This is a genomic window from Stenotrophomonas sp. YJH_SMC_57 (assembly GCF_059369755.1).
This window is the reverse complement of the sequence record NZ_JCAFSZ010000008.1, coordinates 29,909-54,876: the sequence shown is the minus strand read 5'-3', so window position 1 is coordinate 54,876 and position 24,968 is coordinate 29,909. Positions and strand designations below refer to the sequence as shown.

The window sequence follows — 24,968 nt, the reverse complement described above, 5'->3', positions numbered from 1 at the left end:
TGCCACCGCGCCTGCCCTGCGCGAGGCCGCGCATGATCCGTCGCCTGCACGACACCAACGACCTGGTGCGCGCGTTCCCGCGCGTGCATTTCGTCGGCATCGGTGGCACCGGCATGAGCGGTATCGCCGAAGTGATGCTGACGCTGGGCTACGAAGTGTCCGGCTCGGACAATGCCGACAACGGCGCGACCCGCCGCCTGGCCAGCCTGGGTGCGCGCATCATGCGCGGCCACTCCGCGGCCAATGTGCTGGGCACCGACTGCGTGGTGGTCTCCAGCGCCATCCGCGAAGACAACCCGGAACTGATGGAAGCGCGCAGCCAGCGCATTCCGATCATGCCGCGCGCGGCGATGCTGGCCGAGCTGATGCGCTTCCGCCGTGGCATCGCCGTGGCCGGTACCCATGGCAAGACCACCACCACCAGCCTGACCGCCGCGGTGCTGAGCGAAGGTGGCCTGGACCCGACGTTCGTGATCGGTGGCCAGCTGCTGGCTGCCGGTGCCAACGCCAAGCTGGGTGGTGGGCAGTGGCTGGTGGCCGAGGCCGATGAAAGCGATGGCAGCTTCCTGCGCCTGAATCCGCTGATGTCGATCATCACCAACATTGATGCCGATCATCTGGAGAACTACGGCAACGACTTCGCCCGCGTGCAGGCGGCCTTCGCCGAGTTCCTGCAGCGCCTGCCGTTCTACGGCCTGGCGGTGCTGTGCATCGATGATCCGGAAGTGGCGGCACTGGCTGCCAAGACCCCGCGCCACGTGATGAGCTACGGCATGAGCCCGCAGGCCGACGTGCGTGCCGAGAACGTGGTGCAGGAAGGGTCGCGCATGCGCTTCACCCTGCGCCTGCCGCAGGGCACCAGCCAGGAAGTGGTGCTGGCGCTGCCGGGCAGGCACAACGTGCTGAACGCACTGGCCGCCGCGGCAGTGGGCTGGCAGCTGGGCGTGGCCCCGGACGCCATCGCACGCGCACTGGAAGGCTTCGCCGGCGTCGGCCGTCGCTTCAACGATCTGGGCGAAGTGACCACCGCCAGCGGTGCCAAGGTGCGCATCATCGACGACTACGGCCATCACCCGAGCGAGCTGGAAGCGGTGTTCGCCGCCGCCCGCGGTGGCTGGGCCGACAAGCGCCTGGTGGTGGCTTTCCAGCCGCACCGTTACAGCCGTACCCGCGACCAGTTCGACAAGTTCGCCGCAGTGCTGTCCAGCGTCGATGCGCTGGTGCTGAGCGAGGTCTACCCGGCCGGTGAAGAGCCGATTGCCGGCGCCGATTCGCACGCGCTGGCGCGCGCCATCCGTGCGCGCGGCCGCAGCGAGCCGGTGGTGGTGGGCAAGGCGGCCGAACTGGCCAGCGTGCTGCCGGACGTGCTGCAGGACGGTGACCTGCTGCTGATGATGGGAGCCGGCGACATCGGCGCGGTGGCCAGCCACATCGCCGTGGAAGGGTTCAAGGCGGAGGGCGAGGCGTGAGCACGCTGACCTTCCCGCCGCTGCGCGTGACCGACCCGGCCGTGTTCGGCCGCGTCGCCGTGCTGCTCGGTGGCAGTTCCAGCGAACGCGAGGTGTCGCTGGATTCCGGCCGCAACGTGCTGGAAGCACTGCAGGCACGCGGCATCGATGCGTCCGCCGTGGACGGCATTCCGGCGCTGGCCAAGGTGCTGGCCGCCGGCGGTGTCGACCGCGTGTTCAACATCCTGCACGGCCACAACGGTGGCGGTGAGGATGGCATCGTGCAGGGCCTGATGGACGCCTTCGGCGTGCCGTATACCGGCTCGAACGTGCTGGGTTCGGCGCTGAGCATGGACAAGATCCGCACCAAGCAGGTGTGGCTGTCGCTGGGCCTGCCGACCCCGCAGTACCGCAAGGTCACGGCCGAGGACGTGCATGCCAATGCCGCCGGACTGGGGCTGCCGGTGGTGGTGAAGCCGGCCAATGAAGGCTCCAGCGTGGGCATCAGCCGGGTCACCGACGACGCCGGCCTGGACGAGGCGGTGGCCCTGGCCGCGCGCTACGACGGCCAGCTGCTGATGGAACAGATGGTGGTCGGCGACGAGCTGACCGTGGCCATCCTCGGCGACGTGGCGCTGCCGTCGATCCGCATCGTGCCCAAGGGCCAGTGGTACGACTACAACGCGAAGTACATCGCCGAGGACACCCAGTACCTGTGCCCGGGCCTGGACGGTGCTGACGAAGACGAGATCCGCCGCATCGCGCTGGCTGCATTCCGCGCCGCCGGCTGCCGCGGCTGGGGCCGCGTGGACGTGATGCGCGACCGCGCCAGCGGCCGCTTCTTCCTGCTGGAAGTGAACACCGCACCGGGCATGACCAGCCACTCGCTGGTGCCCAAGGCGGCCGCACAGGCCGGCATCGGTTTCGAGGAACTGGTGTGGCGCGTGCTGGAACAGACCCTGGAGGCCGCGCGCGCATGAACGCGGTGCTGCGCATCTTCGTCTGGCTGTTGGCGCTGTCGGTGGTTGCACTGCCGGTGGTGGCCGTGGTCAATGGCTGGGTCGGCGCCGAGCGCTGGCCGCTGGCGAAGCTGCGCGTGCACGGTGAGTTCAAGCGGGTGCCGGCCGAACAGCTGCAGCAGGTGCTGCTGCCGTATGCGCACGCCGGTTTCTTCGCGGTCAAGCTGCAGGACGCCCAGGACGCCCTGGAAAAACTGCCGTGGGTGGAAAGCGCGCAGGTGCGCAAGCAGTGGCCGGACGTGCTGGAAGTGACCCTGGTCGAGCACAAGCCGTTCGCGCGCTGGGGCAACGACCGCCTGGTCTCCGAGCAGGGCAAGTTGTTCCCCACGCCGAAGAAGCTGGCCGACCTGGCGCTGCCCGAACTGGACGGCCCGGACAGCCAGACCGAAGAAGTGATGAAGCTGTACAGCGACTCGCGTGCATTGTTCGCACCGGCCGGCGTCGATGTGCGCCGGGTGACGATGGATGCGCGTGGCAGCTGGTCGCTGGTGCTGAGCAACGGCACCGAAGTGGTGGTCGGCCGTGACGACGCGCGCTCGCGCATGCAGCGCTTCGTCAAGGTGCTGCCGCAGCTCAATCGCCAGGACGCGCCGATCGAGCGCGCCGACCTCCGTTACACCAATGGTTTCACGCTGAGCTGGGGTACCCCGGCCACGCCGGCGAAAACGCCGGCGACCCCGGCCAGCAGGACGCAGGAAAGGACATGAATCGCAAGGGTGACAAATCGCTGATCGTTGGCCTGGACATCGGCACCTCCAAGGTGGTGGCGCTGGTGGGCGAGTATTCGCCGGGCAACCCGATCGAAGTGATCGGCATCGGCTCGCACGAGTCGCGCGGGCTCAAGCGCGGCGTGGTGGTGGATATCGAATCGACCGTGCAGTCGATCCAGCGCGCGGTGGAAGAAGCCGAGCTGATGGCCGGCTGCGAGATCCGCTCGGTGTACGCCTCGATCTCCGGCAACCACGTGCAGTGCAAGAACTCGCCCGGCATCGTGCCGATCCGCGACGGTGAAGTGACCTGGGGCGACCTGGATCGCGTGCTGGACGCGGCCAAGGCGGTGGCGATCCCGGCCGACCAGAAGATCCTGCACGCGATTCCGCGCGAGTACGTGCTGGACGATTCGCAGGAAGGCATCCGCAACCCGGTCGGCATGACCGGCGTGCGCCTGGAAGTGCACGCTCACCTGGTGGTGTGCGCGCAGTCGGCCGCGGCCAACATCAGCAAGTGCGTGCAGCGCTGCGGCCTGCAGGTGGACGACCTGGTGCTGTCCTCGCTGGCCTCCAGCGTGGCGGTGCTGACCGCTGACGAACGCGAGCTGGGCGTGGTGCTGGTCGACATGGGCGCCGGCACCACCGACATCGCGGTGTTCGTGCAGGGTGCGATCTGTCACACCGCTTCGCTGCCGATCGCGGGCGACCACGTGACCAACGACATCGCGCACATGCTGCGCACGCCGACCCCGGAAGCCGAGCAGATCAAGGTGCGCTACGCCTGCGCCCTGGCCCAGCTGGCCACCGCCGAGGAAAGCATCCAGGTGCCGTCGGTGGGCGACCGCCCGCCACGCCGCATGCCACGACATTCGTTGGCGCAGGCGGTGCAGGGCCGCTACGAGGAAATCTTCGAGATGGTGCAGGCCGAACTGCGCCGCTCCGGCTTCGAGGAACTGGTGCGCGCCGGCATGGTGCTGACCGGTGGCGCTTCGAAGATGGAAGGCGTGGTCGAGCTGGCCGAGGAAATGCTGCAGATGCCGGTACGCGTGGGCATTCCGCAGCACGTCACCGGGCTTGGCGAAGTGGTCGGCAACCCGGTGCATGCCACCGGCGTGGGCCTGCTGCTGATGGGCAGCCAGATCGAGCATCCGCGGCGTCCGTCGCTGCCGACCGGCCGCGCCGGAAGCATGTTCAAGAAACTCAAGACCTGGTTCCGCGGCGAGTTCTGACGCGGAACCCGCAACACCGGGCGATGCCCGGGCAACACCTGCAACACCCGCATCACAGACGCAGCAACGCAACACACAACCCACACAGCCGCATCGGCAACATGACACGCGAAGGCAGGAGGCCCGACCGTCCATGCCACCGACAAGCGGATACAACGAGGACACGGACATGGCGCATTTTGAACTGATCGAAAAGATGGCACCCAATGCGGTGATCAAGGTGGTTGGCGTGGGCGGCGGCGGCGGCAATGCCGTGGCGCACATGGTCAACTCGGCAGTGGATGGCGTGGAATTCATCACCGCCAACACCGACTCGCAGGCCATCAAGAATTGCGGTGCCAAGCTGCAGCTGCAGCTGGGTACCAACGTGACCAAGGGCCTGGGCGCAGGCGCGAACCCGGAAGTCGGCCGCCAGGCCGCGCTGGAAGACCGTGAGCGCATCATGGACGCGCTGCAGGGTGCGGACATGGTGTTCATCACCGCCGGCATGGGCGGCGGCACCGGCACCGGCGCTGCGCCGGTGGTGGCCCAGCTGGCCAAGGAAATGGGCATCCTGACCGTGGCCGTGGTCACCAAGCCGTTCCCGTTCGAAGGCCGTCGCCGCATGCAGGTGGCGCTGAAGGGCATCGAGGAACTGAGCCAGCACTGCGACTCGCTGATCACCATCCCCAACGAAAAGCTGATCACCGTGCTGGGCCGCAACGCGACCATGATCCAGGCCTTCCGTGCCGCCAACGACGTGCTGCAGGGCGCCGTGCAGGGCATCGCCGACCTGATCGTGCGTCCGGGCCTGATCAACGTCGACTTCGCCGACGTGCGCACCGTCATGTCCGAAATGGGCTTGGCGATGATGGGTACCGGCACCGCCCGCGGCGACGACCGCGCGCAGGCCGCTGCTGAATCGGCAATCCAGAACCCGCTGCTGGACGACGTGAACCTGGCCGGTGCCAACGGCATCCTGGTCAACATCACCGCCGGCGCCGACTTCACCATGGCCGAGTTCGACGAGATCGGCCGCACCATCGATGGCTTCGCTTCCGAAGACGCCACCGTGGTGGTCGGCACCGTGCTCGATCCGGACATGCAGGACGAAGTGCGCGTGACCGTGGTCGCCACCGGCCTGAACCGCGTCTCGGCCAGCAAGACCCAGCGCCCGGGCGAGCGTGCACCGATCAAGCTGGTGCGCAATGCGACCACCGGCCAGCCGGAGTTCGGCGACTTCGACAACGGTGGCGACGCGGTGTCCAAGGCCGTCGGCGGCATGGGCCTGGGCCTGCGTCGTGCCAGCAGCGATACCACGGCGGCCTCCACCCCGTCGGCGCCGGCCGCTTCGGCCCCGGCAGCGGCGGAACTGCCGAACGATTACCTGGACATCCCGGCCTTCCTGCGCCGCCAGGCGGACTGAGCGGGGTAGCCCGGGGCTTGTCCTCCCCGGGTTGCGCCACCATGTCCTGAAAACGCGGGCGCCGGGCCAGGATGGGCCCGGCCGCCCTGCTTCACGCCCGTCCTGCTGGCGTGCCGGTGTGTGCTGCCGGCTGCTTTTACTGGCCTTTCAGCCAGGGTAGGGGAGCGTGCGTGTTAATCTAATGTGTCACTTCCGGTCCATCCCCCATGATCCAGCAACGCACCCTCAAGAACACGATCCGCGCCACCGGCGTTGGCCTGCACAGCGGTGACAAGGTCTACATGACCCTGCGCCCGGCACCGGTCAACCATGGAATCGTGTTCCGCCGCGTGGACCTGGACCCGGTGGTGGAAGTGCCGGCCAAGGCCGAACTGGTCACCGAAGTGACCCTGTGCACCGGCCTGACCTGCAACGACGCCAAGATCCAGACCGTCGAACACCTGATGTCGGCATTGGCCGGGCTGGGTGTGGACAACATCATCGTCGAACTGTCCTCGGCCGAGCTGCCGATCATGGATGGTTCGGCCGGCCCGTTCGTGTTCCTGCTGCAGTCGGCGGGCATCGTGGAACAGGATGCGCCCAAGCGCTTCATCCGCGTGCTGAAGACCGTGGAAGTGACCGAGGGCGACAAGGTGGCCCGCTTCACCCCGTACGAGGGCTACAAGCTGGGCTTCACCATCCAGTTCGACCACCCGATGATTCCGGCCAAGCAGTCGCGCCAGGAAATCGAGTTCTCGACGCTGGCCTACACCAAGGAAATCTCCCGCGCGCGCACCTTCGGCTTCATGCGCGACCTGGAATACATGCGCGAGCGCAACCTGGGCCTGGGCGGTTCGATGGACAACGCCATCGTGCTGGACGAGTTCCGCGTGCTCAACGAAGACGGCCTGCGCTACGCCGACGAATTCGTGCGCCACAAGATCCTCGACGCCATCGGCGACCTCTATCTGGCCGGTGGCCAGGTGCTGGGGGCCTACGAGGGCTTCAAGTCGGGCCACGCGCTCAACAACAAGCTGGTGCGCGCGCTGATGGCCGACGCCACGGCCTGGGAATGGGTCAGCTTCGACTCGCCGGCGACCCCGGATCCGGTGGAGTACGCCACTCCGGCCTACGCCTGATTGCCGCAGGTTGTTGAATTTGAAGACAAAAACGCCGCCTGAAAGGGCGGCGTTGTCGTTCGTGGCGGCTGCGGCGCATTCAGCGTGCTTGAGGTGCGTCAAGCGCGGTTCGAGGTCACGGTTTTGTGAACCTGTTGGATCGAAAGCCTGAATTTAACGAAGTTTTAACTCCAATCTAACGACAGGCCCCCGGATGGCAGCTAGGATGCGACCCGGCCCCCGAAATGTTTCACGCCGTGGTGACACGTGCGACGGGGAGCGGAGCCGGATGCTCCGTTGTCGTCAGGACCGCTTCTTCGGCTTCGAGGGAACGTCCTGCAGGCACGCCAAGGCGTCGCGTAGCCCTTTGTGCGTGGCGGCTGAAACTGCGTGGGGTCCATTCCGGTTGTCGAGCGCTGGGGAGCGCGTGGGAGTGGGAGACGCAGTCTTGATGGTCACTCTGGTGGCCTTCAGCCCGATGGAACGGGCCGCGTCGAGCAACTGGGCTTCGGCAAGCCGCACCTTGGCATGCCAGACCGGGGACTCGACGAGAAAAACGAGGTGTTCCCCGTCCACATTGGCCAGCCGGCAACGGCTGCGCAGAGGTGGCGGCAACTGGGGGCGCAACTGACGGTCCAGCGCGTCGAGCCACAAGGCACGCCGCAGCGGGTTCCCGCTTTTGTCCGCCATCACCGCATCCAGCGCCGGTTTCGGCACTAACGCGGGGCGAACGCTGGATTTCGGCTCAGACATGAAAACTCACTGATGGCATTCAAAAAGATCGTAATCAAAACGCGTGAAGGACAGGCCAAAGCGTCGCCGATCACGCGTTTGCGGTTCTATTTCGAGGACCGCCCCCGCGCCCTGCTGGGCAGCGTGCTCGGGGTAGGCTGCATTATCGGCCTTGCCGGCGGCATTGGCGCCAGCGCGCTGAATGATTCCCGGCTGCAGGCCAAGGTCGAGCGCCAGGATGCGGAGCTGGCCAAGGTCAAGCGCGATGCGCAGACCCAGGTCAACGCGCTGGCGGCACGCCTGGGCGAGCTGCAGGCGCAGGCCACCCGCCTCAATGCGCTTGGCGAACGGCTGACCCAGATGGGCAAGCTGGAAGACGGCGAGTTCGACTTCAACGAGACCCCGGGTCTCGGTGACGGCGATGCCGGCGGCCCGACCAGCGACATCCCGGTCAAGGACGTCAACGCCGACTTACAGGTGCTGGAGCAGCGCTTCGCTGCTTCAGGCCGCCAGTTGTCGGTGATGGAATCGCTGATGTTCGACCACCAGCTGCAGCAGAACGCCGTGCCTTCGCGCATGCCGATCCGCAACAGCTACGTGACCTCGGGCTTCGGCACCCGCGCCGACCCGTTCGGCCGCGGTGCCGCCACCCACAAGGGCATGGACTTCCACGCCAGGGTCGGCGACCCGGTGATGGCCGTGGCCGAAGGCGTGGTCAGCTTTGCCGGCGTGAAGGGCGGCTACGGCAACGTGGTCGACGTCGATCACGGCAACGGCTATGTCACCCGCTACGCGCACAATTCGCGCCTGGTGGTGAAGGCCGGTGACCTGGTCCGTGCCGGCCAGGAAGTGGCCAAGGCCGGTTCCACCGGCCGTTCGACCGGTGCCCACGTGCACTTCGAAGTGTGGGAGAACGGCAACGTGGTCAACCCGCGCAAGTTCCTCGGCGACGGCGGCAACACGCCGGTCGGCCGCATCAGCCGCGGCTGATCCCGCTCTGGGTAGTGCCGGCCGCTGGCCGGCAAACCCTTGATGCGACAGAAAGAGGTTGCCGGCCAGCGGCCGGCACTACCGCCCCCGGAGTACGGGGGCAGCGCCGTAGGCGCGGGGGTGTGGAGGCCAGGTAAGCGGGGCCCGCGGTTCGCGCAGCGAAGCGTGGGAGCGCCAGCGCGCACGCGCTGATGCGTACCCGGCCAGCGGCCGGCACTACCCACGGGGTTGAAACCCCTTGCGGCCGTCCCAAGCTACAATGGGTGTTGCCATCGACAGGGCGCCAGGCGCCCTGTTTCGTTTGCGGCGGACGGATCCCAAGGGGGAGGCCGGGCGTCGTGTCCATCCAACCCGGTTCCTTCAATGATCAACAGCCTGCTTACCCGCGTATTTGGCAGTCGTAACGAACGACAGCTGCGCCAGCTCAACCGCATCGTCGCCAAGATCAATGCGCTGGAGCCGGAGATCGAGAAGCTTTCCGACGAGCAGCTTCAGGCCAAGACGCCGGAGTTCAAGCAGCGCATCGCCGGCGGCGAAGCCCTGGACAAGGTGCTGCCGGAAGCGTTCGCGGTCTGCCGCGAAGCCGGCCGCCGCGTGCTGGGCATGCGCCACTACGACGTGCAGCTGATCGGCGGCATGGTGCTTCACCTGGGCAAGATCGCAGAAATGCGCACCGGTGAAGGCAAGACCCTGGTGGCGACCCTGCCGGTGTACCTCAACGCGCTGGAAGGCAAGGGCGTGCACGTGGTCACCGTGAACGACTACCTGGCCCGCCGCGATGCCGCGCAGATGGGCAAGCTGTACAACTGGCTGGGCCTGAGCGTGGGCGTGGTGTATCCGGGCATGCCGCACAGCGACAAGCGCGAAGCCTATGCCTCGGACATCACCTACGGCACCAACAACGAATTCGGTTTCGACTACCTGCGCGACAACATGGCGCTGTCCAAGGCCGACCGCTACCAGCGCGGCCTGCACTACGCCATCGTCGACGAAGTCGACTCGATCCTGATCGACGAAGCGCGTACCCCGCTGATCATCTCTGGCCCGGCCGATGATTCCCCGGAGCTGTACATCCGCGTCAACCGCGTCGTGCCCAACCTGGTCAAGCAGGAAGTGGAAGACGGCGAAGGCGACTTCTGGGTCGACGAGAAGGGCAAGCAGGTGCACCTGTCCGAAGCGGGCATGGAGCACGCCGAGCAGCTGCTGGTCGAGGCCGGCATCCTCGACGGCGAGACCGAAGGCCTGTACGCGCCGCAGAACCTGACCGTGGTCCACCACCTCAATGCCGCGCTGCGCGCGCACGCGATCTATCAGCGTGACGTGGACTACATCGTGCGCGATGGCGAAGTGGTCATCGTCGACGAATTCACCGGCCGTACCCTGTCCGGCCGTCGCTGGTCCGATGGCCTGCACCAAGCCGTGGAGGCGAAGGAAGGCGTGCCGGTCCAGCGCGAGAACCAGACGCTGGCGAGCATCACCTTCCAGAACCTGTTCCGCATGTACAAGAAGCTGTCCGGTATGACCGGTACGGCCGATACCGAAGCATTCGAGTTCCAGAGCATCTACGGCCTGGAAGTGGTGGTGATCCCGACCAACCGCCCGACCATCCGCAAGGACAGCCCGGACCAGGTGTTCCTCAACCGCAAGGGCAAGTTCAATGCGGTGCTGGCCGACATCGAAGAGTGCGCCAAGCGCGGCCAGCCGGTGCTGGTGGGTACCACCTCGATCGAAACCTCGGAAATGCTGTCCGAGCACCTGCGCAAGGCCGGCGTGCAGCACGAAGTGCTCAATGCCAAGCAGCATGACCGCGAAGCGACCATCGTTGCCAATGCCGGTCGCCCGGCGGCGGTGACCATCGCCACCAACATGGCCGGCCGTGGTACCGACATCGTGCTGGGCGGTTCGCTGGAAGCGGAAATCCACGAGCTGGGCGAGGACGCGACCGACGCGCAGAAGGCCGCGGTCAAGGCCGAATGGCAGAAGCGCCACGAGGCGGTCAAGGCGGCCGGCGGCCTGCACATCGTCGGCACCGAGCGCCATGAGTCGCGCCGTATCGACAACCAGCTGCGTGGCCGTTCGGGCCGACAGGGTGACCCGGGTTCGTCCCGCTTCTACCTGTCGCTGGAAGACAACCTGATGCGCATCTTCGCCTCCGACTGGGTGCAGAAGGCCATGCGCATGATGGGCATGAAGGAAGACGACGTCATCGAGGACCGCCTGGTCAGCCGCCAGATCGAGAAGGCGCAGCGCAAGGTCGAGGCCCACAACTTCGACATCCGCAAGAACCTGCTGGACTTCGACGACGTCAACAACGACCAGCGCAAGGTGATCTACGCCCAGCGCGACGAGCTGCTGGACGCCGAGTCGGTGAAGGCCAACGTCGATGGCATCCGCGACGACGTGATCTTCGACGTGGTGGCCCGCTTCGTGCCGCCGAATTCGATCGACGAGCAGTGGGACCTGCGTGGCCTGGAGGCGACCCTGGAGTCGGACTTCGGCCTGCAGATGTCGCTGACCGACCTGGTCAAGGACCACGAGGAACTGGACGCCGAGGCCATCGCCGCCAAGGTGCAGGAGCGCGTCAACCAGCACTTCGCCGAGAAGGAAGCTGGGGTGGGCGAAGAGACCATGCGCGCGCTGGAGAAGCACGTGATGCTGACCGTGCTGGACCAGAGCTGGAAGGAGCACCTGGCACGCATGGATTACCTGCGCCAGGGCATCTACCTGCGTGGTTATGCGCAGAAGCAGCCGAAGCAGGAGTACAAGAAGGAAGCCTTCGAACTGTTCTCCGACATGCTGGAAAACGTGAAGCGCGAAGTGGTGACCCTGCTGTCGCGCGTGCGCATCCGCAGCGACGAAGAGGTGCAGGCGCTGGAAGCGGCAGAGCGCCAGCAGGCCCAGGCACGCCTGAGCCAGTCGCAGTTCCAGCACCAGGACGCGGGCGGCTACAGCGCCGACGAGGAAGCGGCGCAGGTGGAGGCCGAACGCCAGGGCGTCGCGCAGCTGCAGCGCGATGAGCCGAAGATCGGCCGCAACGACCCGTGCCCCTGCGGCAGTGGCAAGAAGTACAAGCACTGCCACGGCCAGCTGAGCTGACCTCCGGAGAGCCCCGCGAAAGCGGGGCTTTTCATTTCGGGCGGGTGACCCAGGGTGGATCCGCGATTGCGCCGGTCCCCCTGTTCTGGGCATGCTCTGTGCATGGCTCCTCCCACCCGATCGATCCACGTCGTGGCCGCCGTCATCACCGACGCCCGTGGCCGCGTGCTGCTCAACCGTCGTACCGAGAACCGCGATATGGCCGGCCTGTGGGAATTCCCCGGCGGCAAGCGCGAATCCGGCGAGACCTCCGAACAGGCGCTGGTACGCGAGCTGCGCGAGGAACTGGGCATCGAGGCCGATGTCGGTGAGTGGCTGATGGATGTTCCGCAGCGCTATCCGGACAAGCACCTGACCCTGGAAGTGCGCCATGTGCGCAGTTGGAAGGGCACGCCGCGCGGGCGCGAGGGCCAGGCGATCACCTGGGTGGCGCCGGACAAGCTGGGCCGCTATTCGATGCCGCCGGCCGACCTGCCGGTGGTGGCGGCCCTGCGCCAGCCTGACAGCTACCTGATCACCCCGGCGCCGGCCGATGATGCCGGCAGCGTGCAGCAGTGGCATGACCAGCTGCAGCGCGCGGTGGCGGCGGGCCAGCAGCGCATCCAGCTGCGCCTGCCACCGGCGCATCCGCAGCGACAGGCGATGGTCGAGCAAGTGATGCGTACGCATCGTCGCAGCGGTGTGCAGTGGCTGCTCAACCGCGATATCGAGCTGGCACGCGCGCTGAGCGTGGGCGTGCATCTGGGCAGCGAACAGCTGCAGCAGCTGTCGCAGCGCCCGTTGCCCGAGGGGCAGCTGGTGGCGGCGTCCTGCCACGACCTGCAGCAGTTGCAGGCGGCACAACAGCTGGGCTGCGACTTCGCGGTGCTGGGCCCGGTGCAGGCCACTGCCAGCCACCCCGACGCCGCACCGCTGGGTTGGGATGCATTCGCCGAGCTGCGTGCGCAGGTGTCACTGCCGATCTACGCGCTGGGGGGCATGGGCAGCGGCCACATCACCGAGGCGCGCCGCCATGGCGGGCAGGGCATCGCCGCCATCCGCGGGCTGTGGCCGGCGTGATGCCAACAGGGGCAGTTTCCCGCAACGTGCGGCGCTGACCCCTCACCGGTTGCAGTAGATCCACGCCATGCGTGGATGAACCCCTGCGATCACAACGTGATCCAGAAGCACCCGTACTGCCGCCGCAATCCCAGCACGGTGGAGGCACGCGCCACGCTGCCCGGCAACGTCTGCTCCAGGCGCAGGCCGACCGGATGCCGTGCGGCAGGCGGTCCGGGCTCGGAGTCCGGCACCGGATCACCCTGCTCCAGCGCCTGCGAGGCGTCCTGTTCCTGCCGCGGATACACCGGCACCACGTCCACCAGCGGCCGCCGCGCCAATGATTCCAGCTGGCCGAGGATGCGCTGCGCGCCTGCGTCGGAGACCGCGCCCCACAGGTACAGCGAGGACAGCCGGTTCACGTCGTTGCTGAGGATGCCGGTACGCAGCGCTTCCACCAGCTCGCTCAGCCGCCGTGGGCAGCGTGCACCCAGGGTGTCGCGCTGCAGGGTGCTGCCGGTGGGCGCAGGCGATGGCAGCCGTGACTGCGCGCCCAGGCTGTCGCAGGGGCGGTCGGTATACACGCTCTGGCCCTGTGCATCGGTGCAGCGGTTCAGGCGCGTGGATTGCGCGTGGGCGACGCTGGTGGCAGACCACAGCGGCAGCAGCAACAGCAGGAAGGAGAGCCGGATCATCCGCGCAGGGTAACGCCGTTCCGCTTCGCGCGGCGCGCTTTCACAGCTGCAGCAGTTTCAGCACCGACGTGGTCGGCTTGGCCAGGTTCAACGTGTAGAAGTGCAGGCCGGGTGCACCGCCCTCGATCAGGCGCTGGCACAGCCGGGCCACCACCTCGGTGCCGAATGCACGCACCGAATCCACGTCATCGCCATAGGCCTGCATCCTGCGGCTGATCCAGCGTGGGATCTCCGCGCCGCACTGCTCGGAAAAGCGGCGCAGCTGGCTGAAGTTGGCGATCGGCATGATGCCGGGCGTGATCGGTACCTGCACGCCGAGCCGCTGCACTGCGTCGACGAAATGGAAGTACGCATCCGGGTTGTAGAAATACTGGGTGATCGCCGCATCGGCACCGGCATCGATCTTGGCCTTGAAGTGCTTCAGGTCGGCCAATGCATCGGAGGCCTGCGGATGGGTTTCCGGGTAGGCGCCAACCTCGATGCGGAAGGCGTCGCCGTGCTCGGCGCGGATGAAGGCGATCAGTTCGGCGGCATAGCGCATGTCGCCGGGGAAACCCATGCCGGAGGGCAGGTCGCCGCGCAACGCGACCAGGCGGTCGCAGCCGATGGCGCGGTACAGCTTGAGCAGTTCGCGGATTTCCTGGCGGGTGCCGCCAACGCAGGACAGGTGGGGGGCCGCTTCGAAGCCATGGTGCTGGTTGAGGTGGCGCACGGTTTCGGAGGTGTAGCTCAGGGTCGATCCACCGGCGCCGAAGGTGCATGACACGTACTCGGGCCCGTAGTCCTTCAGCTTGTCCGCGGCGCGGTCGAGCTGGCTGCGCTGTTCGTCGGTCTTGGGTGGATAGAACTCGAAGCTGATGGCGGTCATGGCGCGGGCGGCGGCGGCAGGTACGGGTAAGTATATCGCTTCATCAAGATGGATGTGTACGTGCGATGTGATGGGCGCCGTCCCTCGCCGGCGACCGTTCGCCCGGGTGTCCGGCCGTTGCTCCGGATTCGCAACAGCGGCGCCGTGGCTGGCGGCACGCTGAGCCCAACCCGGCAACACCCACCCGATGAAGGAGCAGACGATGAAGATCTTCCTGGCACTCTGGTACGCAATGAAGGCGCTGGCACGGCTGGCGATGATCGGCATGGCGATGGCCGTGCTGGGTTCCGGATCGGCGCATGCTGCCCCGACCGGCGCCACGGCCCCCGGCAGGGTGCAGGTCGAGGTGGTCGGCAAGGGCCGCCCGCTATTGATGATCCCCGGCCTGAACAGCAGCGCCGAGGTCTGGCGCGAGACCTGCCTGGCCCTGAAGGACGTGCAATGCCATCTGGTGCAGTTGCCGGGTTTTGCCGGCGCCGCGCCGGCCGAGCCGCGCCCGGCCGGGTTCCTGCCGGCGATGCGCGCGCAGTTGCTGGCCTACCTGCATGACCAGCATCTGGGCCCGGTGGCGGTGGTCGGCCACAGCCTGGGTGGCCTGCTGGGCCTGCAGATGGCGCAGGCCGAGCCGAAGGCGGTCAGCGCGCTGGTGGTGGTGGACGCGCTGCCGTTCCTGCCGGCGGCACGCGACCCGAATGCCACCGCGGACAGCGTGCGGCCGATGGCCGAGCAGCTGCGCAAGGGCATGCTCGCCGCCGACGCTGCGCAGTGGCAGGCGCAGCTGAAGGCCGGCCTGCCGGGCATGACCCGTGACCCGCAGCGGCAGGACGAGCTGGGCCGCTGGGGTGAATGCAGTGACCGCCAGACCACGGCCGATGCGATGCACGCGGTGATGACCACCGACCTGCGTGACAGCATCACCTCGATCAACGCGCCGACACTGGTGCTGGGCAGCTGGGCCGGCTACCAGCCGATGGGCGGCACCGAAGCGAGCACGCGGGCAGTGTTCCAGGCCCAGTACGCGAAGCTGCACGACGTGCAGGTCGCGATGAGCGCGCAGGGTTTCCACTTCCTGATGTGGGATGATCCGAGCTGGCTGCGCGGGCAGGTGCAGGCCTTCCTCGACCGTCACCCCTGAGTTTCAACACGCCTCGGAATGGACATGCCGGACTCCTCTTCGTCGGTACGCTTCTGGCTGCTCAATGCGTTGGTGTGGGCACTCTACGCGGCCGCCGGCCTCGCGCTGCGGCATGCCTATCTGGCTGACGCCGGAAGCGCGGGCGTGCTGATCACGGTCGGCCTGGCGGTCAGCCTGTTCGGCTGCAGCGGTGGCATTCGTGCGCTGGCCCTGCGCGCCGGCTGGTGGTCGCGCGGTACCGCCGGGCTGTTGTTGCGGCTGGCCGTGTCGGTGGCGCTCGGCGCGGCGCTGGCGCAGGCACTGGTGAACATGGCCTTGCACACGGCACTGGCTCTGGGATGGGTGGATGCCGGCCGCCAGGTGGCCGACTTCAGCCCCAAGGCGCTGCTGCTCTACTGGTACACCACGGCGGTGATGCTGGCGCTGTGGACCGCGCTGTGGGCGGGCCTGCACGGCCTGCGCCGGATACGGGGTGCGGAGCTGGCCCGGCTGCGCGCGGAAGCCGAGCGCAGCGCGCTGGAGCGCGATGCACTGCGCGCGCGGCTCAATCCGCATTTCATGTTCAATGCGCTGAACAACCTGCGTGCGTTGATCCTGGAAGATCCCGAGCGCGCGCGCGACATGGTCACCCGCCTGTCGCGCACCCTGCGCCAGGCGCTGGCGCACAACCGCAGCGAGCAGGTCACGCTGGCCGAGGAACTGGCGGTGGTGGATGACTATCTGGCGATCGAGGCGATCCACTTCGAACAGCGCCTGCAGGTGCGGCAGCAGATTGATGCCGATGCCACGCAGGCACAGTTGCCGGCGATGGCGCTGCAGCTGCTGGTCGAGAATGCGATCAAGCACGGCATCGCCAGCCGCCCGGGCGGTGGCGTGGTGCAGATAAGTGTCACGCTGGACAATGACGTGCTGCGCCTGCAGGTGGACAATCCGCTGGGCAGCGCCAACGAGCCCACCCATGGGCATGGCGTCGGCCTGGCCTATCTGCGTGCGCAGCTCGGTACGCAAGGTCGTTTCACCCTGCAGCCGGTCGGCGAGCGCATGCAGGCCCTGCTGGAGATTCCGCAATGAGTGGCGTGCTGCGTGTGTTGATCGTTGATGATGCACGGCTGGCGCGGCAGGAGCTGCGCACGCTGTTGTCGGCGCTGCCCTGGGTGCAGTGCGTGGGCGAGGCCGACGATGTGCCCGCTGCACGCGAGGCAATCGCCACACTGGCGCCGGATCTGGTGCTGCTGGATGTGCAGATGCCCTCCGGCAGTGGCTTCGACGTTCTGGAGGGGCTGGAATCCGTGCCGGCGGTGGTCTTCGTTACTGCCTACGACACCTACGCGGTGCGCGCGTTCCAGGCCAACGCGCTGGACTATCTGGTGAAGCCGGTCGAGGCACCCCGCTTGCTGGAAGCGTTGCAGCGGGCGCGCCAGCGCGGGATGGTGGCAGGCGAAACCCCGGAGCCGCGCAGCACGCTGGGGGCGCAGGACCAGGTGTTCGTTCGCGAGGGCGAGCGCTGCTGGTTCGTCGCGGTCTCGGAGATCCGTCGGCTGGTGGTGGATGGCAACTACACGCGGCTGTGGTTCCGCGACCAGAACGCGCTGCTGACCCGCAGCCTGAGCGCATTGGAAGCACGCCTGCCGCAGGAGCTGTTCTTCCGGGCCAACCGCAACACGCTGGTCAATCTGCGCCGTATCCGCGCGGTGACGCCGAGCATCGGCGATGGCTACGACCTGGCCCTGGATGACGACAGCGAAGTGGAAGTATCGCGGCGGCAGGCGCGTGAGCTGCGCGAGCGGATGGCGTTGTAGCCGCCGCTACAGTTCGGCACTGACCGGGCTGGTGACGAAGCCCCACAGCAGGCGTGCCATCACCGCGGGCGATCGTGCCTGTGCACGGGCATAGGCCTGCAGGGCATCCAGTCGCGGGCGGTCGTAGAGGTGGCCGGCCAGCAGCACGGCGTGCACGCGGCGGGTGTTGGCGGTGGCGTGCAGCGGGTTGCCATCGAGCAGGACGAGGTCGGCGGCCTTGCCGACCTCGATGCTGCCGTGCGATGCCTGCAACTCCAGATGACGCGCGGCCTGCAGCGTGGCGGCACGCAGTACCTCGGCCTGGCTCAGGCCCGCCCGTCGCAGCCACTGCAGTTCATCGTGGTAGCGGAAACCGCCCAGGCCGGTATCGGTGCCGACCAGCACGGTGACGCCCGCACGATGCGCGGCACCGGTCAGCGCCAGTCCATGCTCGAAGTAGGCTTTCAGCACGTCTTCGCCGCGCAGGCCAGGGTAGCGCTCCACCGTGGCCTGCAGATCGTCACGCCAGGCCCAGCGCGAAAGCGGGTCCAGATAGGCCAGGCGCGGATCGTTGATGAACGCCGGATCGCGTGCGCGTGCGTCTTCCTCGCGGGTGACGTGGGTCGGCACGAACGCCGCAGCGCTGGCCTGCATCAATCCGAACGCTTCGCTGCACAGCGCTGGCTGGTAGCCGCTGACCATCCGTTCGGCCAGCGCGGTCGGGTCTTCGCCATCGAGCGTGCCACCGCGCCACGCCGCCGCGTTGTCGAAGCAGTGGCGTACGAACAGATGGGCGTGCTCGAAGCTGCGCTGGCCGGCCTGCAATGCGCTTTCCAGTGGCACGGCCCTGGGCAGGTGGCCGACCAGCGGGCGGCGCAGCTGCTGCGCCTCGGTGGCCAGCCGCTGGTAGGTATCGGCACGCAGCCGGTTGTAGACCTTCAACGCGTCGACGCCACGCGCGCTGTACGCGCGGGCACGCTCAGCGGCGGCTTCCGGCGCGAGTAACGGATCTTCGAAGTAGAAGCTGGCGATCTGCACGAAACGCGGCGCAACCTGCTGCCCGGCGATGGCCTGTGTGGTCCAGCGGCGCTTGTCGGCCACGCAGGCGATCAGCGGATCGGTGGCCTGTGGGCAGTCCATCATGTCGCGGGTGCCGGTGATGCCGTTGGCCAGCATCAGCGGGAACTGTAGTTGCGGCGACAACTGCAGTGCATGGGTGTGCATGTCCCAGAAGCCCGGCAGCAGCCAGCGGCCACCGGCGTCGAAGACCGGCAACGCTGCATCGGCAACGCTTTCGCCGATGGCGGTGATCATGCCGTCGCGTAGCGTCACCGTGGTCGGTTCGCTGACCTGGCCACGTACGACGTCTACCACCCGGGCATTGACGATCACGCGGCTGTTGCCGGGTTCGGGCAGCGGCGGTGCCGGCAGCGGCCAGAACAGGGCGGCGGCGAACAGCAGTGGCGGCGCCAGCAGGAGTACGGCCAGCACCTTCAGCCAGCGACGACGGGGGGCGGGACGGGGCAACGCGCGTGCTGCTTCCATGAGCCGGCGATCCTTGCGGTGGGTCCTGCGCAGGGTGCGGCAAACCTGGATTGGATGCCAGTGGGCATCGGTATCCGCCCCTGCCGCCTGCGGGGCGGTTACCCTGTGCGGCAGAACTCCTGATCACATCGCGCCATGTCCATCGTCCTCACCGATTTCGCCCGTCCCCGCCTGTTCCCGCGCGTGCCGCGCGGCAACACCATCCAGGATTGCACCGCCGAGCAGTTCGAGGCCTACCTCAATGCGCACGCGCCGATGAAGGTGCTGGACGGCTACGCGCCATTCTGCAAGCTGTTCGTCTACGAGAACTGGACCAGCACGCGCTGCCTGACGGTGCCGGTGACCGACGCCAACCGGCACCTGCTGCGTAGCGGTTATGAAGCGCGCAACCGCGACGAGCTGCCGGTGCTGGTGCGCTGGTTCGAAGGCGTGGAGTCGCCGCGCGCGAACTACCTGGTGGTGATCCTGTACAGCGCCGAGCAGCTCGCCAAGGAAGGTTCGCCGATCGAGGCCGACTGGGGCATCGTCGGCTGCATCTACACCGCCGAACCGGAAGAAGTGCCGATGGCGCCGATCACCATGATGCGCAATGCGCTGGGCGTGGAGGAGGGCGGTTCCGGCGTGCCGCTGGACCGCGAGGCCTACCAGCGCGCGGTGGCGTTCTGGGAGAGCAACGCCAACTGGCGGCCGTAGGCGGCCTCGGCCTGTGGTGAGGCCGTTGGCGTGCGGGGCGTGGTGATGCCATCCACGGGCGATGTTGTTGCAGTAGAGCCACGCCATGCGTGGCTGCGTCCCTGTCAGATGGCCTTCCACTCCCACCAGGGGTAATGGTATTCGCGGTCGATCGCCTGCCAGTGCTGGCCGCACTGCACGCAGGCAACGGTGTGGCAGTCGCCCCATCCATCCTCGGCGTCCTGCACCGAGAGCAGCTGCATCTGCCCCTGTTCAAGCAGGCGACGGGGATCGAAGAACGGATAGCCGGGATTGAGCGCGCACAGGCAGCCCTGGCGCGCCTGCCAGTAGCGCAGCCGCTGCAGCGCCGCCTTCAGGTGCGCCTGGTTGCTGATCAGCATGCCACCCAGTGCGATGCCCTGGCAGCGATGTTCAATCAAGGCCGCATGCATCGCCAGGGCGTCCAGCGACGACGCGCTGAACAGCCGCGCGATGGTGCGTGCCGCGTCGGTGATGCGTGCACCGTCGCGTGACAGCAGGTCCTGCAGCAGTACATCGGCCTGTGGATCTTCAAGCCGGGGTGACGGTGCGGCGGACCACGGCCAGCGCATCAGCGTGCCTTGCCGATGGCCGCGTAGTGGCCGGCAGTCAGCCGCAGCAGGTCGTCCGGCGCCAGTTCCACTTCCAGGCCACGCCGCCCGGCGCTGACATGCAGCATGGGCAGCACTTCGGCGCTGGCATCGAGGAAGGTGCGCAGGCGCTTCTTCTGCCCAAGTGGGCTGATGCCGCCGACCAGGTAGCCGGTCGCACGCTGTGCGGCATCGGCTGCGGCCATTTCGCACTTCTTGCAGCGGGCGGCTTCGGCCAGCGCCTTCAGGTCCAGCTGGCCGGCCACTGGCACGATTGCTACCAGCAGTTCGTGGGTTTCGGTGCTGGCCAGCAGGGTCTTGAACACCTGGGCGGGGTCCAGGCCGAGCTTGTCGACGGCTTCGCCGCCATAGGACTCGGCATGGGCGTCGTGCACATAGCTGCGCACGGTGTGGGCGATCTTCTCGCGCTTGAGCAGGTTGATGGCCGGTGTCATGGAGGCATCGTAGCGCGGGGCGGAGGCGTTGCCTTGACCGAGGCTATTGCGGGTGGATGCGGGGTGCATGGCTGCATGCAGACGCAGAACGGGCGCCCGAAGGCGCCCGTTCCGTGTGTTGCATGCACCGGGTGTGCCGGCCGCAGGCCGGCACACCACACGCATCAGTAGCGGTAGTGGTCCGGCTTGAACGGGCCTTCCACCGGCACGCCGATGTAGTCGGCCTGTTCCTGGCTCAGGGTGGTCAGCTTCACGCCGATCTTTTCCAGGTGCAGGCGGGCCACTTCCTCGTCCAGCTTCTTCGGCAGCAGGTAGACCTTCTTCTCGTAGCTGTCCTTGTTCGCCCACAGGTCGATCTGTGCCAGGGTCTGGTTGGCGAAGCTGTTGGACATCACGAAGCTCGGGTGGCCGGTGGCGCAGCCCAGGTTCACCAGGCGGCCTTCGGCCAGCAGGAAGATCGCGTTGCCGTTCGGGAAGATGTACTTGTCCACCTGCGGCTTGATGTTGACGTGCTTGATGCCGGCGAACGACACCAGCGCATCGACCTGGATCTCGTTGTCGAAGTGGCCGATGTTGCAGACGATGGCCTGGTCCTTCATCGCGCTGAGGTGCTCGATGCGGATGATGTCCTTGTTGCCGGTGGTGGTGACGTACAGGTCGGCACGGCCCAGGGTCGATTCGATGGTGTTGACTTCATAGCCTTCCATCGCCGCCTGCAGGGCGCAGATCGGGTCGATCTCGGTGACGATCACGCGCGCGCCATAGGCACGCAGCGACGCGGCGCAGCCCTTGCCGACGTCGCCGTAGCCGCAGACCACGGCGACCTTGCCGGCCAGCATCACGTCCATCGCGCGCTTCAGGCCATCGGCCAGCGACTCGCGGCAGCCGTACAGGTTGTCGAACTTGCTCTTGGTGACCGAGTCGTTGACGTTGATCGCCGGGATCAGCAGGGTGCCGGCCTGGGCCAGCTGGTACAGGCGGTGCACGCCGGTGGTGGTCTCTTCGGAGACGCCCTTCCAGTCCTTGACCACGCGGCCCCAGTAACCCGGGCGCTCCTTGGCCACGCGCTTGAGCAGGTTCTTGATGACCTGTTCTTCGTGCGAGGAGGACGCGGTGTTGACCCAGTCGCTGCCGTTTTCCAGCTCGTAGCCCTTGTGGATCAGCAGGGTCACGTCACCGCCGTCGTCAACCACCAGCTCCGGGCCGGTCAGGGTGCCGTCGGCCAGGGTGAAGGTCAGCGCGTCCAGGGTGCAGTCCCAGTACTCTTCCAGGGTCTCGCCCTTCCAGGCGAACACCGGGGTGCCGGTGGCGGCGATGGCGGCGGCGGCGTGGTCCTGGGTCGAGAAGATGTTGCACGAGGCCCAGCGCACGTCGGCGCCGATGTCCTTCAGGGTCTCGATCAGCACCGCGGTCTGGATGGTCATGTGCAGCGAGCCGGTCACGCGCACGCCCTTCAGCGGCAGCTCGGCCTGGTACTTGCGGCGGATCGACATCAGGCCCGGCATCTCGTGCTCGGCGATGTCCAGTTCCTTGCGGCCCCAGTCGGCCAGGGTGATGTCGCGGATCTTGTAATCACCTTCGGTGGAGAAGGTCTTGGCAACAGCGTTCATTCGTGTGCTCCGGTTGTGGGCGAGCGGGTGCTCGCATCTGGCCGGGCGCCGTTGTTGCATAGCCACCTTACCGAGCCTGGCCGGGCCTCGTGGGATCCGGTCGCAGCGCCCCTCGGCAGGGGAGAACCCTCATTATATCGCGGCACCGTCATGACACAGGGATGACCCAACCATCGGCAGATGGGCAGGCATGCACGGCCTGTTAAGGTCGGTGTTTTCACGCATCACACAGGTGGAACGATGAGCATGCACACGCGCCGCGCACGGCGCTGGACCGGCCTGGTCCTGTCGATGGGGCTGCTGGCAGTGGCCCCGCTGGCCTTCTCGGCCACCCCGCAGCCGGCTGCGGCGCAGGCGCAGGGCGTCACGGCCTACGAACTGCCCTCGGCCGCGCTGCAGGCGGTGGTCGACGCGCCGCGCGCGCCGTCGCTGTTCCTGTCGCCGCGCCGCGACGTGGCCGCGCTGATGCAGATGCCGTCGCTGCCGTCGATCCAGGTGGTGGCGCAGCCGGAACTGAAGCTGGCCGGCCAGCGCATCAACCCGCGCACGTTCTCCGACAGCCGCTTCAGCTTCGGCCAGAAGCTGTGGCTGATGAACGTGGCCGACGGCAAGGAGCGGCCGATCAGCGGCCTGCCGGGCACGCTGTCGATCGCCAGCCTGATGTGGTCGCCGGACCAGAAGTGGCTGGCTTTCAACCAGGTGGACGCCGCCAGCGGTGCCAATGAACTGTGGCTGGTGGATGTGGCTGCCGGCAACGCCCGCCGCCTGGTCGCCGGCCTGAACACGGTGATGGGCAGTGGTTACCAGTGGCTGCCGGACAGCCGTGGGCTGGTGGTGTTCACCCGCCCGGCCAACCTGGGCGCCGCCCCCGCCGCGGATGGCATCCCGACCGGCCCGGCCGTGCAGCAGACCAGCCAGGGCGGCGGCGTCGTCTCGATCCGCACCTACCAGGACCTGCTGAAGAACGAGGCCGACGCGCGCCAGTTCGATTACTACGCGACCACACAGCCGGTGGAAGTCAGCCTGGATGGCAACACCCGCCCGATCGGCGCGGCCGGCATCTTCATGGGCTTCTCGGTTTCGCCGGATGGCCGCTACGTGCTGCGCCAGCCGGTGCAGCGCCCGTACTCGTACGTGGTGCCGGTGGACAGCTTCCCGCGCCGCATCGAAGTGATCGACCGTGCCAGCGGCACGCTGGTGCACACCGTAGCGGTACGCCCGCTGGTGGAAGGCCTGCCGACCGGCAACGATGCCGAGGTGACCGGCGTGCGTGACATCCGCTGGCGCGGTGATGCCGATGCCACCCTGGTGTGGGCCGAGGCGCAGGACGGCGGCGACCCGAACCGGGAGGCCAAGGTGCGCGATGCGGTACTGATGCAGGCCGCACCGTTCGACAAACCGCCGGTGACCCTGGCCCAGCTCGGCAGCCGCCTGGCCGGCATCAGCTGGGGCCGTGGCGACCTGGCCCTGCTGACCGAATCGTGGTGGAAGACCCGCAAGACCAAGACCTGGCTGATCGCCCCGGACAACGCCGGTGCCGAGCCGCGCCTGCTGTGGGATCGCGATGCGCAGGACCGCTACGCCGATCCGGGCCGGCCGCTGATGTCCAGCGACGACCGCGGCCGCTCGCTGCTGCAGACCAGCACCGATGGCAGCAGCCTGTACCTGGCCGGTGCCGGTGCCTCGCCGGAAGGCGACCGCCCGTTCGTCGATCGCTTCGACATCGCCACGGGCAAGGCGACGCGCCTGTTCCACTCGCAGGCACCGAGCTATTCGTTGCCGGTTGCGCTGCTGGACGAACAGGGCAGCTCGCTGCTGCTGAGCCGTGAAAGCCCGGACGAGCCGGCCAACTTCTACGTGCAGTCGCTGGCCGATGCCGGCGCCGCCCCGCGCGCACTGACCCACTTTGCCCACCCGCTGCCGCAGCTGAAGGGCGTGCAGAAGGAGCAGATCCGCTACAAGCGCAAGGACGGCGTGGATCTGACCGCGACCCTGCTGCTGCCGCCGGGCTACGACCCGAAGCGTGACGGCCCGCGCCCGCTGCTGATGTGGGCCTACCCGGGTGAGTTCAAGAGCGCGGCCGCGGCCAGCCAGGTCACCGATTCGCCGTACCGATTCAACGCGATCAGTTACTGGGGCCCGCAGGCGTTCCTGGCCAAGGGCTACGTGGTGCTGGCCAGCCCGTCGATGCCGATCATCGGCGAGGGCGACAAGGAGCCCAACGACACCTACATCGAACAGCTGGTGGCCAATGCGCAGGCGGCGGTGGATGAAGTGGTGCGGCGTGGCGTGACCGACCGCGATCACATCGCCATCGGTGGCCATTCCTATGGCGCGTTCATGACCGCCAACCTGCTGGCGCACACCCGCCTGTTCAAGGCCGGCATCGCGCGCAGCGGTGCCTACAACCGCACGCTGACGCCGTTCGGCTTCCAGGCCGAGGAGCGCAACTACTGGCAGGCGCAGGACGTCTACCAGAAGATGGCGCCGTTCAACTACGCCGACAGGATCAAGGATCCGATCCTCTTCATCCACGGCGTGGACGACAACAACTCCGGCACGTTCCCGATCCAGAGCGAGCGCATGTTCGCTGCGGTGAAGGGCCTGGGTGGCAGCGCGCGGCTGGTGATGCTGCCGAACGAATCGCATGCCTACCGCGCGCGCGAATCGATCATGACCATGCTGGCCGAGAGCGAGCGCTGGCTGGAGCAGACCATCGGCCCGGCCGAGCAGGGCAAGGCGAAGAAGAAGCGCTGACCGGACCTGGTAGTGCCGGCCGCTGGCCGGCAACCTCATGGACCCACGCAACCTGAGGTT

20 protein-coding genes, 1 pseudogene and 1 riboswitch are annotated in these 24,968 nt (G+C 67.5%); of the genes and pseudogenes, 14 read left to right on the top strand and 7 right to left on the bottom strand.

Annotated features, from left to right (window positions below):
• Positions 1-32 precede the first annotated feature (32 nt).
• From murC to lpxC, 6 genes and pseudogenes are all read left to right on the top strand, one after another.
• Positions 33-1,469, top strand: coding sequence for a UDP-N-acetylmuramate--L-alanine ligase (murC, locus tag AC5P7U_RS12205; protein ID WP_004154222.1), 1,437 nt, complete (start codon positions 33-35; stop codon positions 1,467-1,469).
• Positions 1,466-2,428 (top strand): D-alanine--D-alanine ligase, encoded by a 963-nt coding sequence (locus AC5P7U_RS12200; RefSeq protein ID WP_495221151.1) that lies wholly within the window; start codon positions 1,466-1,468, stop codon positions 2,426-2,428. The genes murC and AC5P7U_RS12200 overlap by 4 nt, the downstream gene beginning before the upstream one ends.
• A pseudogene (locus AC5P7U_RS12195) lies at positions 2,425-3,102 on the top strand (cell division protein FtsQ/DivIB); the annotation flags it as partial. The gene AC5P7U_RS12200 and the pseudogene AC5P7U_RS12195, both read left to right, overlap by 4 nt.
• A 68-nt stretch (positions 3,103-3,170) precedes the next feature.
• Positions 3,171-4,406, top strand: a complete 1,236-nt coding sequence (ftsA, locus tag AC5P7U_RS12190) for a cell division protein FtsA (protein WP_005408083.1) — start codon at positions 3,171-3,173, stop codon at positions 4,404-4,406.
• 169 nt (positions 4,407-4,575) lie between these two features.
• A complete protein-coding gene (gene ftsZ / locus AC5P7U_RS12185; RefSeq protein ID WP_197563824.1) occupies positions 4,576-5,811 on the top strand; it encodes a cell division protein FtsZ in 1,236 nt (411 codons plus the stop codon).
• 206 nt (positions 5,812-6,017) lie between these two features.
• Positions 6,018-6,929: a UDP-3-O-acyl-N-acetylglucosamine deacetylase gene (lpxC, locus tag AC5P7U_RS12180; RefSeq protein WP_004143722.1), complete on the top strand. Its 912-nt coding sequence runs from the start codon at positions 6,018-6,020 to the stop codon at positions 6,927-6,929.
• Between the two features lie 282 nt (positions 6,930-7,211).
• Here the strand turns inward: lpxC and AC5P7U_RS12175 are convergent, their stop codons facing one another.
• Positions 7,212-7,661: a DciA family protein gene (locus tag AC5P7U_RS12175; protein WP_495221149.1), complete on the bottom strand. Its 450-nt coding sequence runs from the start codon at positions 7,659-7,661 to the stop codon at positions 7,212-7,214.
• A 12-nt stretch (positions 7,662-7,673) separates the two neighbouring features.
• Here AC5P7U_RS12175 and AC5P7U_RS12170 point away from each other — a divergent pair, with 12 nt between their 5' ends.
• From AC5P7U_RS12170 to AC5P7U_RS12160, 3 genes are all read left to right on the top strand, one after another.
• Positions 7,674-8,630 (top strand): M23 family metallopeptidase, encoded by a 957-nt coding sequence (locus AC5P7U_RS12170; protein WP_004154230.1) that lies wholly within the window; start codon positions 7,674-7,676, stop codon positions 8,628-8,630.
• Positions 8,631-8,993: 363 nt separating this feature from the next.
• Entirely contained in the window at positions 8,994-11,726 is a 2,733-nt protein-coding gene (gene secA / locus AC5P7U_RS12165) for a preprotein translocase subunit SecA (protein WP_197563823.1), read from the top strand.
• A 102-nt stretch (positions 11,727-11,828) separates the two neighbouring features.
• Positions 11,829-12,785 carry a Nudix family hydrolase gene (locus AC5P7U_RS12160; RefSeq protein ID WP_197563822.1) on the top strand — a complete coding sequence of 319 codons (957 nt, stop codon included), beginning with the start codon at positions 11,829-11,831 and terminating at the stop codon, positions 12,783-12,785.
• Positions 12,786-12,874: 89 nt separating this feature from the next.
• Here the strand turns inward: AC5P7U_RS12160 and AC5P7U_RS12155 are convergent, their stop codons facing one another.
• Complete coding sequence (locus AC5P7U_RS12155) at positions 12,875-13,459, bottom strand: DUF4124 domain-containing protein (RefSeq protein ID WP_495221148.1); 585 nt, start codon at positions 13,457-13,459, stop codon at positions 12,875-12,877.
• 40 nt (positions 13,460-13,499) lie between these two features.
• The gene (gene metF, locus AC5P7U_RS12150) at positions 13,500-14,327 is read right to left on the bottom strand and encodes a methylenetetrahydrofolate reductase [NAD(P)H] (RefSeq protein ID WP_004154233.1); all 828 of its coding nucleotides are present in this window, start codon (positions 14,325-14,327) and stop codon (positions 13,500-13,502) included.
• Between the two features lie 202 nt (positions 14,328-14,529).
• Here metF and AC5P7U_RS12145 point away from each other — a divergent pair, with 202 nt between their 5' ends.
• From AC5P7U_RS12145 to AC5P7U_RS12135, 3 genes are read left to right on the top strand one after another with little or no spacing between them, the layout of a single operon-like run.
• Positions 14,530-15,462, top strand: a complete 933-nt coding sequence (locus tag AC5P7U_RS12145) for an alpha/beta fold hydrolase (protein ID WP_004154234.1) — start codon at positions 14,530-14,532, stop codon at positions 15,460-15,462.
• 24 nt (positions 15,463-15,486) lie between these two features.
• Entirely contained in the window at positions 15,487-16,533 is a 1,047-nt protein-coding gene (locus AC5P7U_RS12140) for a histidine kinase (RefSeq protein ID WP_197563819.1), read from the top strand.
• Positions 16,530-17,261: a LytR/AlgR family response regulator transcription factor gene (locus AC5P7U_RS12135; protein WP_004154236.1), complete on the top strand. Its 732-nt coding sequence runs from the start codon at positions 16,530-16,532 to the stop codon at positions 17,259-17,261. Before AC5P7U_RS12140 ends, AC5P7U_RS12135 begins: the two co-directional genes overlap by 4 nt.
• A 6-nt stretch (positions 17,262-17,267) precedes the next feature.
• Here the strand turns inward: AC5P7U_RS12135 and AC5P7U_RS12130 are convergent, their stop codons facing one another.
• Entirely contained in the window at positions 17,268-18,785 is a 1,518-nt protein-coding gene (locus AC5P7U_RS12130; RefSeq protein ID WP_004154237.1) for an amidohydrolase family protein, read from the bottom strand.
• Positions 18,786-18,920: 135 nt separating this feature from the next.
• On the opposite strand from AC5P7U_RS12130, the gene AC5P7U_RS12125 reads away from it, so the two are divergent.
• Positions 18,921-19,478, top strand: coding sequence for a DUF3228 family protein (locus AC5P7U_RS12125; protein ID WP_004154238.1), 558 nt, complete (start codon positions 18,921-18,923; stop codon positions 19,476-19,478).
• Between the two features lie 104 nt (positions 19,479-19,582).
• On the opposite strand, the gene AC5P7U_RS12120 is transcribed toward AC5P7U_RS12125, so the two are convergent.
• The 3 genes from AC5P7U_RS12120 to ahcY form a co-directional block, all read right to left on the bottom strand.
• The gene (locus tag AC5P7U_RS12120; protein ID WP_004154239.1) at positions 19,583-20,068 is read right to left on the bottom strand and encodes a hypothetical protein; all 486 of its coding nucleotides are present in this window, start codon (positions 20,066-20,068) and stop codon (positions 19,583-19,585) included.
• Positions 20,068-20,541, bottom strand: coding sequence for a Cys-tRNA(Pro) deacylase (gene ybaK / locus AC5P7U_RS12115; protein WP_414554988.1), 474 nt, complete (start codon positions 20,539-20,541; stop codon positions 20,068-20,070). Before ybaK ends, AC5P7U_RS12120 begins: the two co-directional genes overlap by 1 nt.
• A gap of 164 nt (positions 20,542-20,705) precedes the next feature.
• Positions 20,706-22,151, bottom strand: coding sequence for an adenosylhomocysteinase (gene ahcY / locus AC5P7U_RS12110; protein WP_004154241.1), 1,446 nt, complete (start codon positions 22,149-22,151; stop codon positions 20,706-20,708).
• A gap of 36 nt (positions 22,152-22,187) precedes the next feature.
• A riboswitch (S-adenosyl-L-homocysteine riboswitch) is annotated at positions 22,188-22,271 on the bottom strand.
• 120 nt (positions 22,272-22,391) lie between these two features.
• Here ahcY and AC5P7U_RS12105 point away from each other — a divergent pair.
• Positions 22,392-24,908 (top strand): prolyl oligopeptidase family serine peptidase, encoded by a 2,517-nt coding sequence (locus AC5P7U_RS12105; RefSeq protein ID WP_197563812.1) that lies wholly within the window; start codon positions 22,392-22,394, stop codon positions 24,906-24,908.
• Positions 24,909-24,968: the final 60 nt, after the last annotated feature.

Excerpts from the sequence above, each read along its gene's own strand:
- murC (WP_004154222.1), top strand. The coding sequence starts at position 33 with ATGATCCGTCGCCTGCACGACACCAACGACCTGGTGCGCGCGTTCCCG.
- ftsA (WP_005408083.1), top strand. The coding sequence starts at position 3,171 with ATGAATCGCAAGGGTGACAAATCGCTGATCGTTGGCCTGGACATCGGC.
- ftsZ (WP_197563824.1), top strand. The coding sequence starts at position 4,576 with ATGGCGCATTTTGAACTGATCGAAAAGATGGCACCCAATGCGGTGATC.
- lpxC (WP_004143722.1), top strand. The coding sequence starts at position 6,018 with ATGATCCAGCAACGCACCCTCAAGAACACGATCCGCGCCACCGGCGTT.
- AC5P7U_RS12175 (WP_495221149.1), bottom strand. The coding sequence starts at position 7,661 with ATGTCTGAGCCGAAATCCAGCGTTCGCCCCGCGTTAGTGCCGAAACCG.
- AC5P7U_RS12170 (WP_004154230.1), top strand. The coding sequence starts at position 7,674 with ATGGCATTCAAAAAGATCGTAATCAAAACGCGTGAAGGACAGGCCAAA.
- secA (WP_197563823.1), top strand. The coding sequence starts at position 8,994 with ATGATCAACAGCCTGCTTACCCGCGTATTTGGCAGTCGTAACGAACGA.
- AC5P7U_RS12160 (WP_197563822.1), top strand. The coding sequence starts at position 11,829 with ATGGCTCCTCCCACCCGATCGATCCACGTCGTGGCCGCCGTCATCACC.
- AC5P7U_RS12155 (WP_495221148.1), bottom strand. The coding sequence starts at position 13,459 with ATGATCCGGCTCTCCTTCCTGCTGTTGCTGCTGCCGCTGTGGTCTGCC.
- metF (WP_004154233.1), bottom strand. The coding sequence starts at position 14,327 with ATGACCGCCATCAGCTTCGAGTTCTATCCACCCAAGACCGACGAACAG.
- AC5P7U_RS12145 (WP_004154234.1), top strand. The coding sequence starts at position 14,530 with ATGAAGATCTTCCTGGCACTCTGGTACGCAATGAAGGCGCTGGCACGG.
- AC5P7U_RS12140 (WP_197563819.1), top strand. The coding sequence starts at position 15,487 with ATGCCGGACTCCTCTTCGTCGGTACGCTTCTGGCTGCTCAATGCGTTG.
- AC5P7U_RS12135 (WP_004154236.1), top strand. The coding sequence starts at position 16,530 with ATGAGTGGCGTGCTGCGTGTGTTGATCGTTGATGATGCACGGCTGGCG.
- AC5P7U_RS12130 (WP_004154237.1), bottom strand. The coding sequence starts at position 18,785 with ATGGAAGCAGCACGCGCGTTGCCCCGTCCCGCCCCCCGTCGTCGCTGG.
- AC5P7U_RS12125 (WP_004154238.1), top strand. The coding sequence starts at position 18,921 with ATGTCCATCGTCCTCACCGATTTCGCCCGTCCCCGCCTGTTCCCGCGC.
- AC5P7U_RS12120 (WP_004154239.1), bottom strand. The coding sequence starts at position 20,068 with ATGCGCTGGCCGTGGTCCGCCGCACCGTCACCCCGGCTTGAAGATCCA.
- ybaK (WP_414554988.1), bottom strand. The coding sequence starts at position 20,541 with ATGACACCGGCCATCAACCTGCTCAAGCGCGAGAAGATCGCCCACACC.
- ahcY (WP_004154241.1), bottom strand. The coding sequence starts at position 22,151 with ATGAACGCTGTTGCCAAGACCTTCTCCACCGAAGGTGATTACAAGATC.
- AC5P7U_RS12105 (WP_197563812.1), top strand. The coding sequence starts at position 22,392 with ATGAGCATGCACACGCGCCGCGCACGGCGCTGGACCGGCCTGGTCCTG.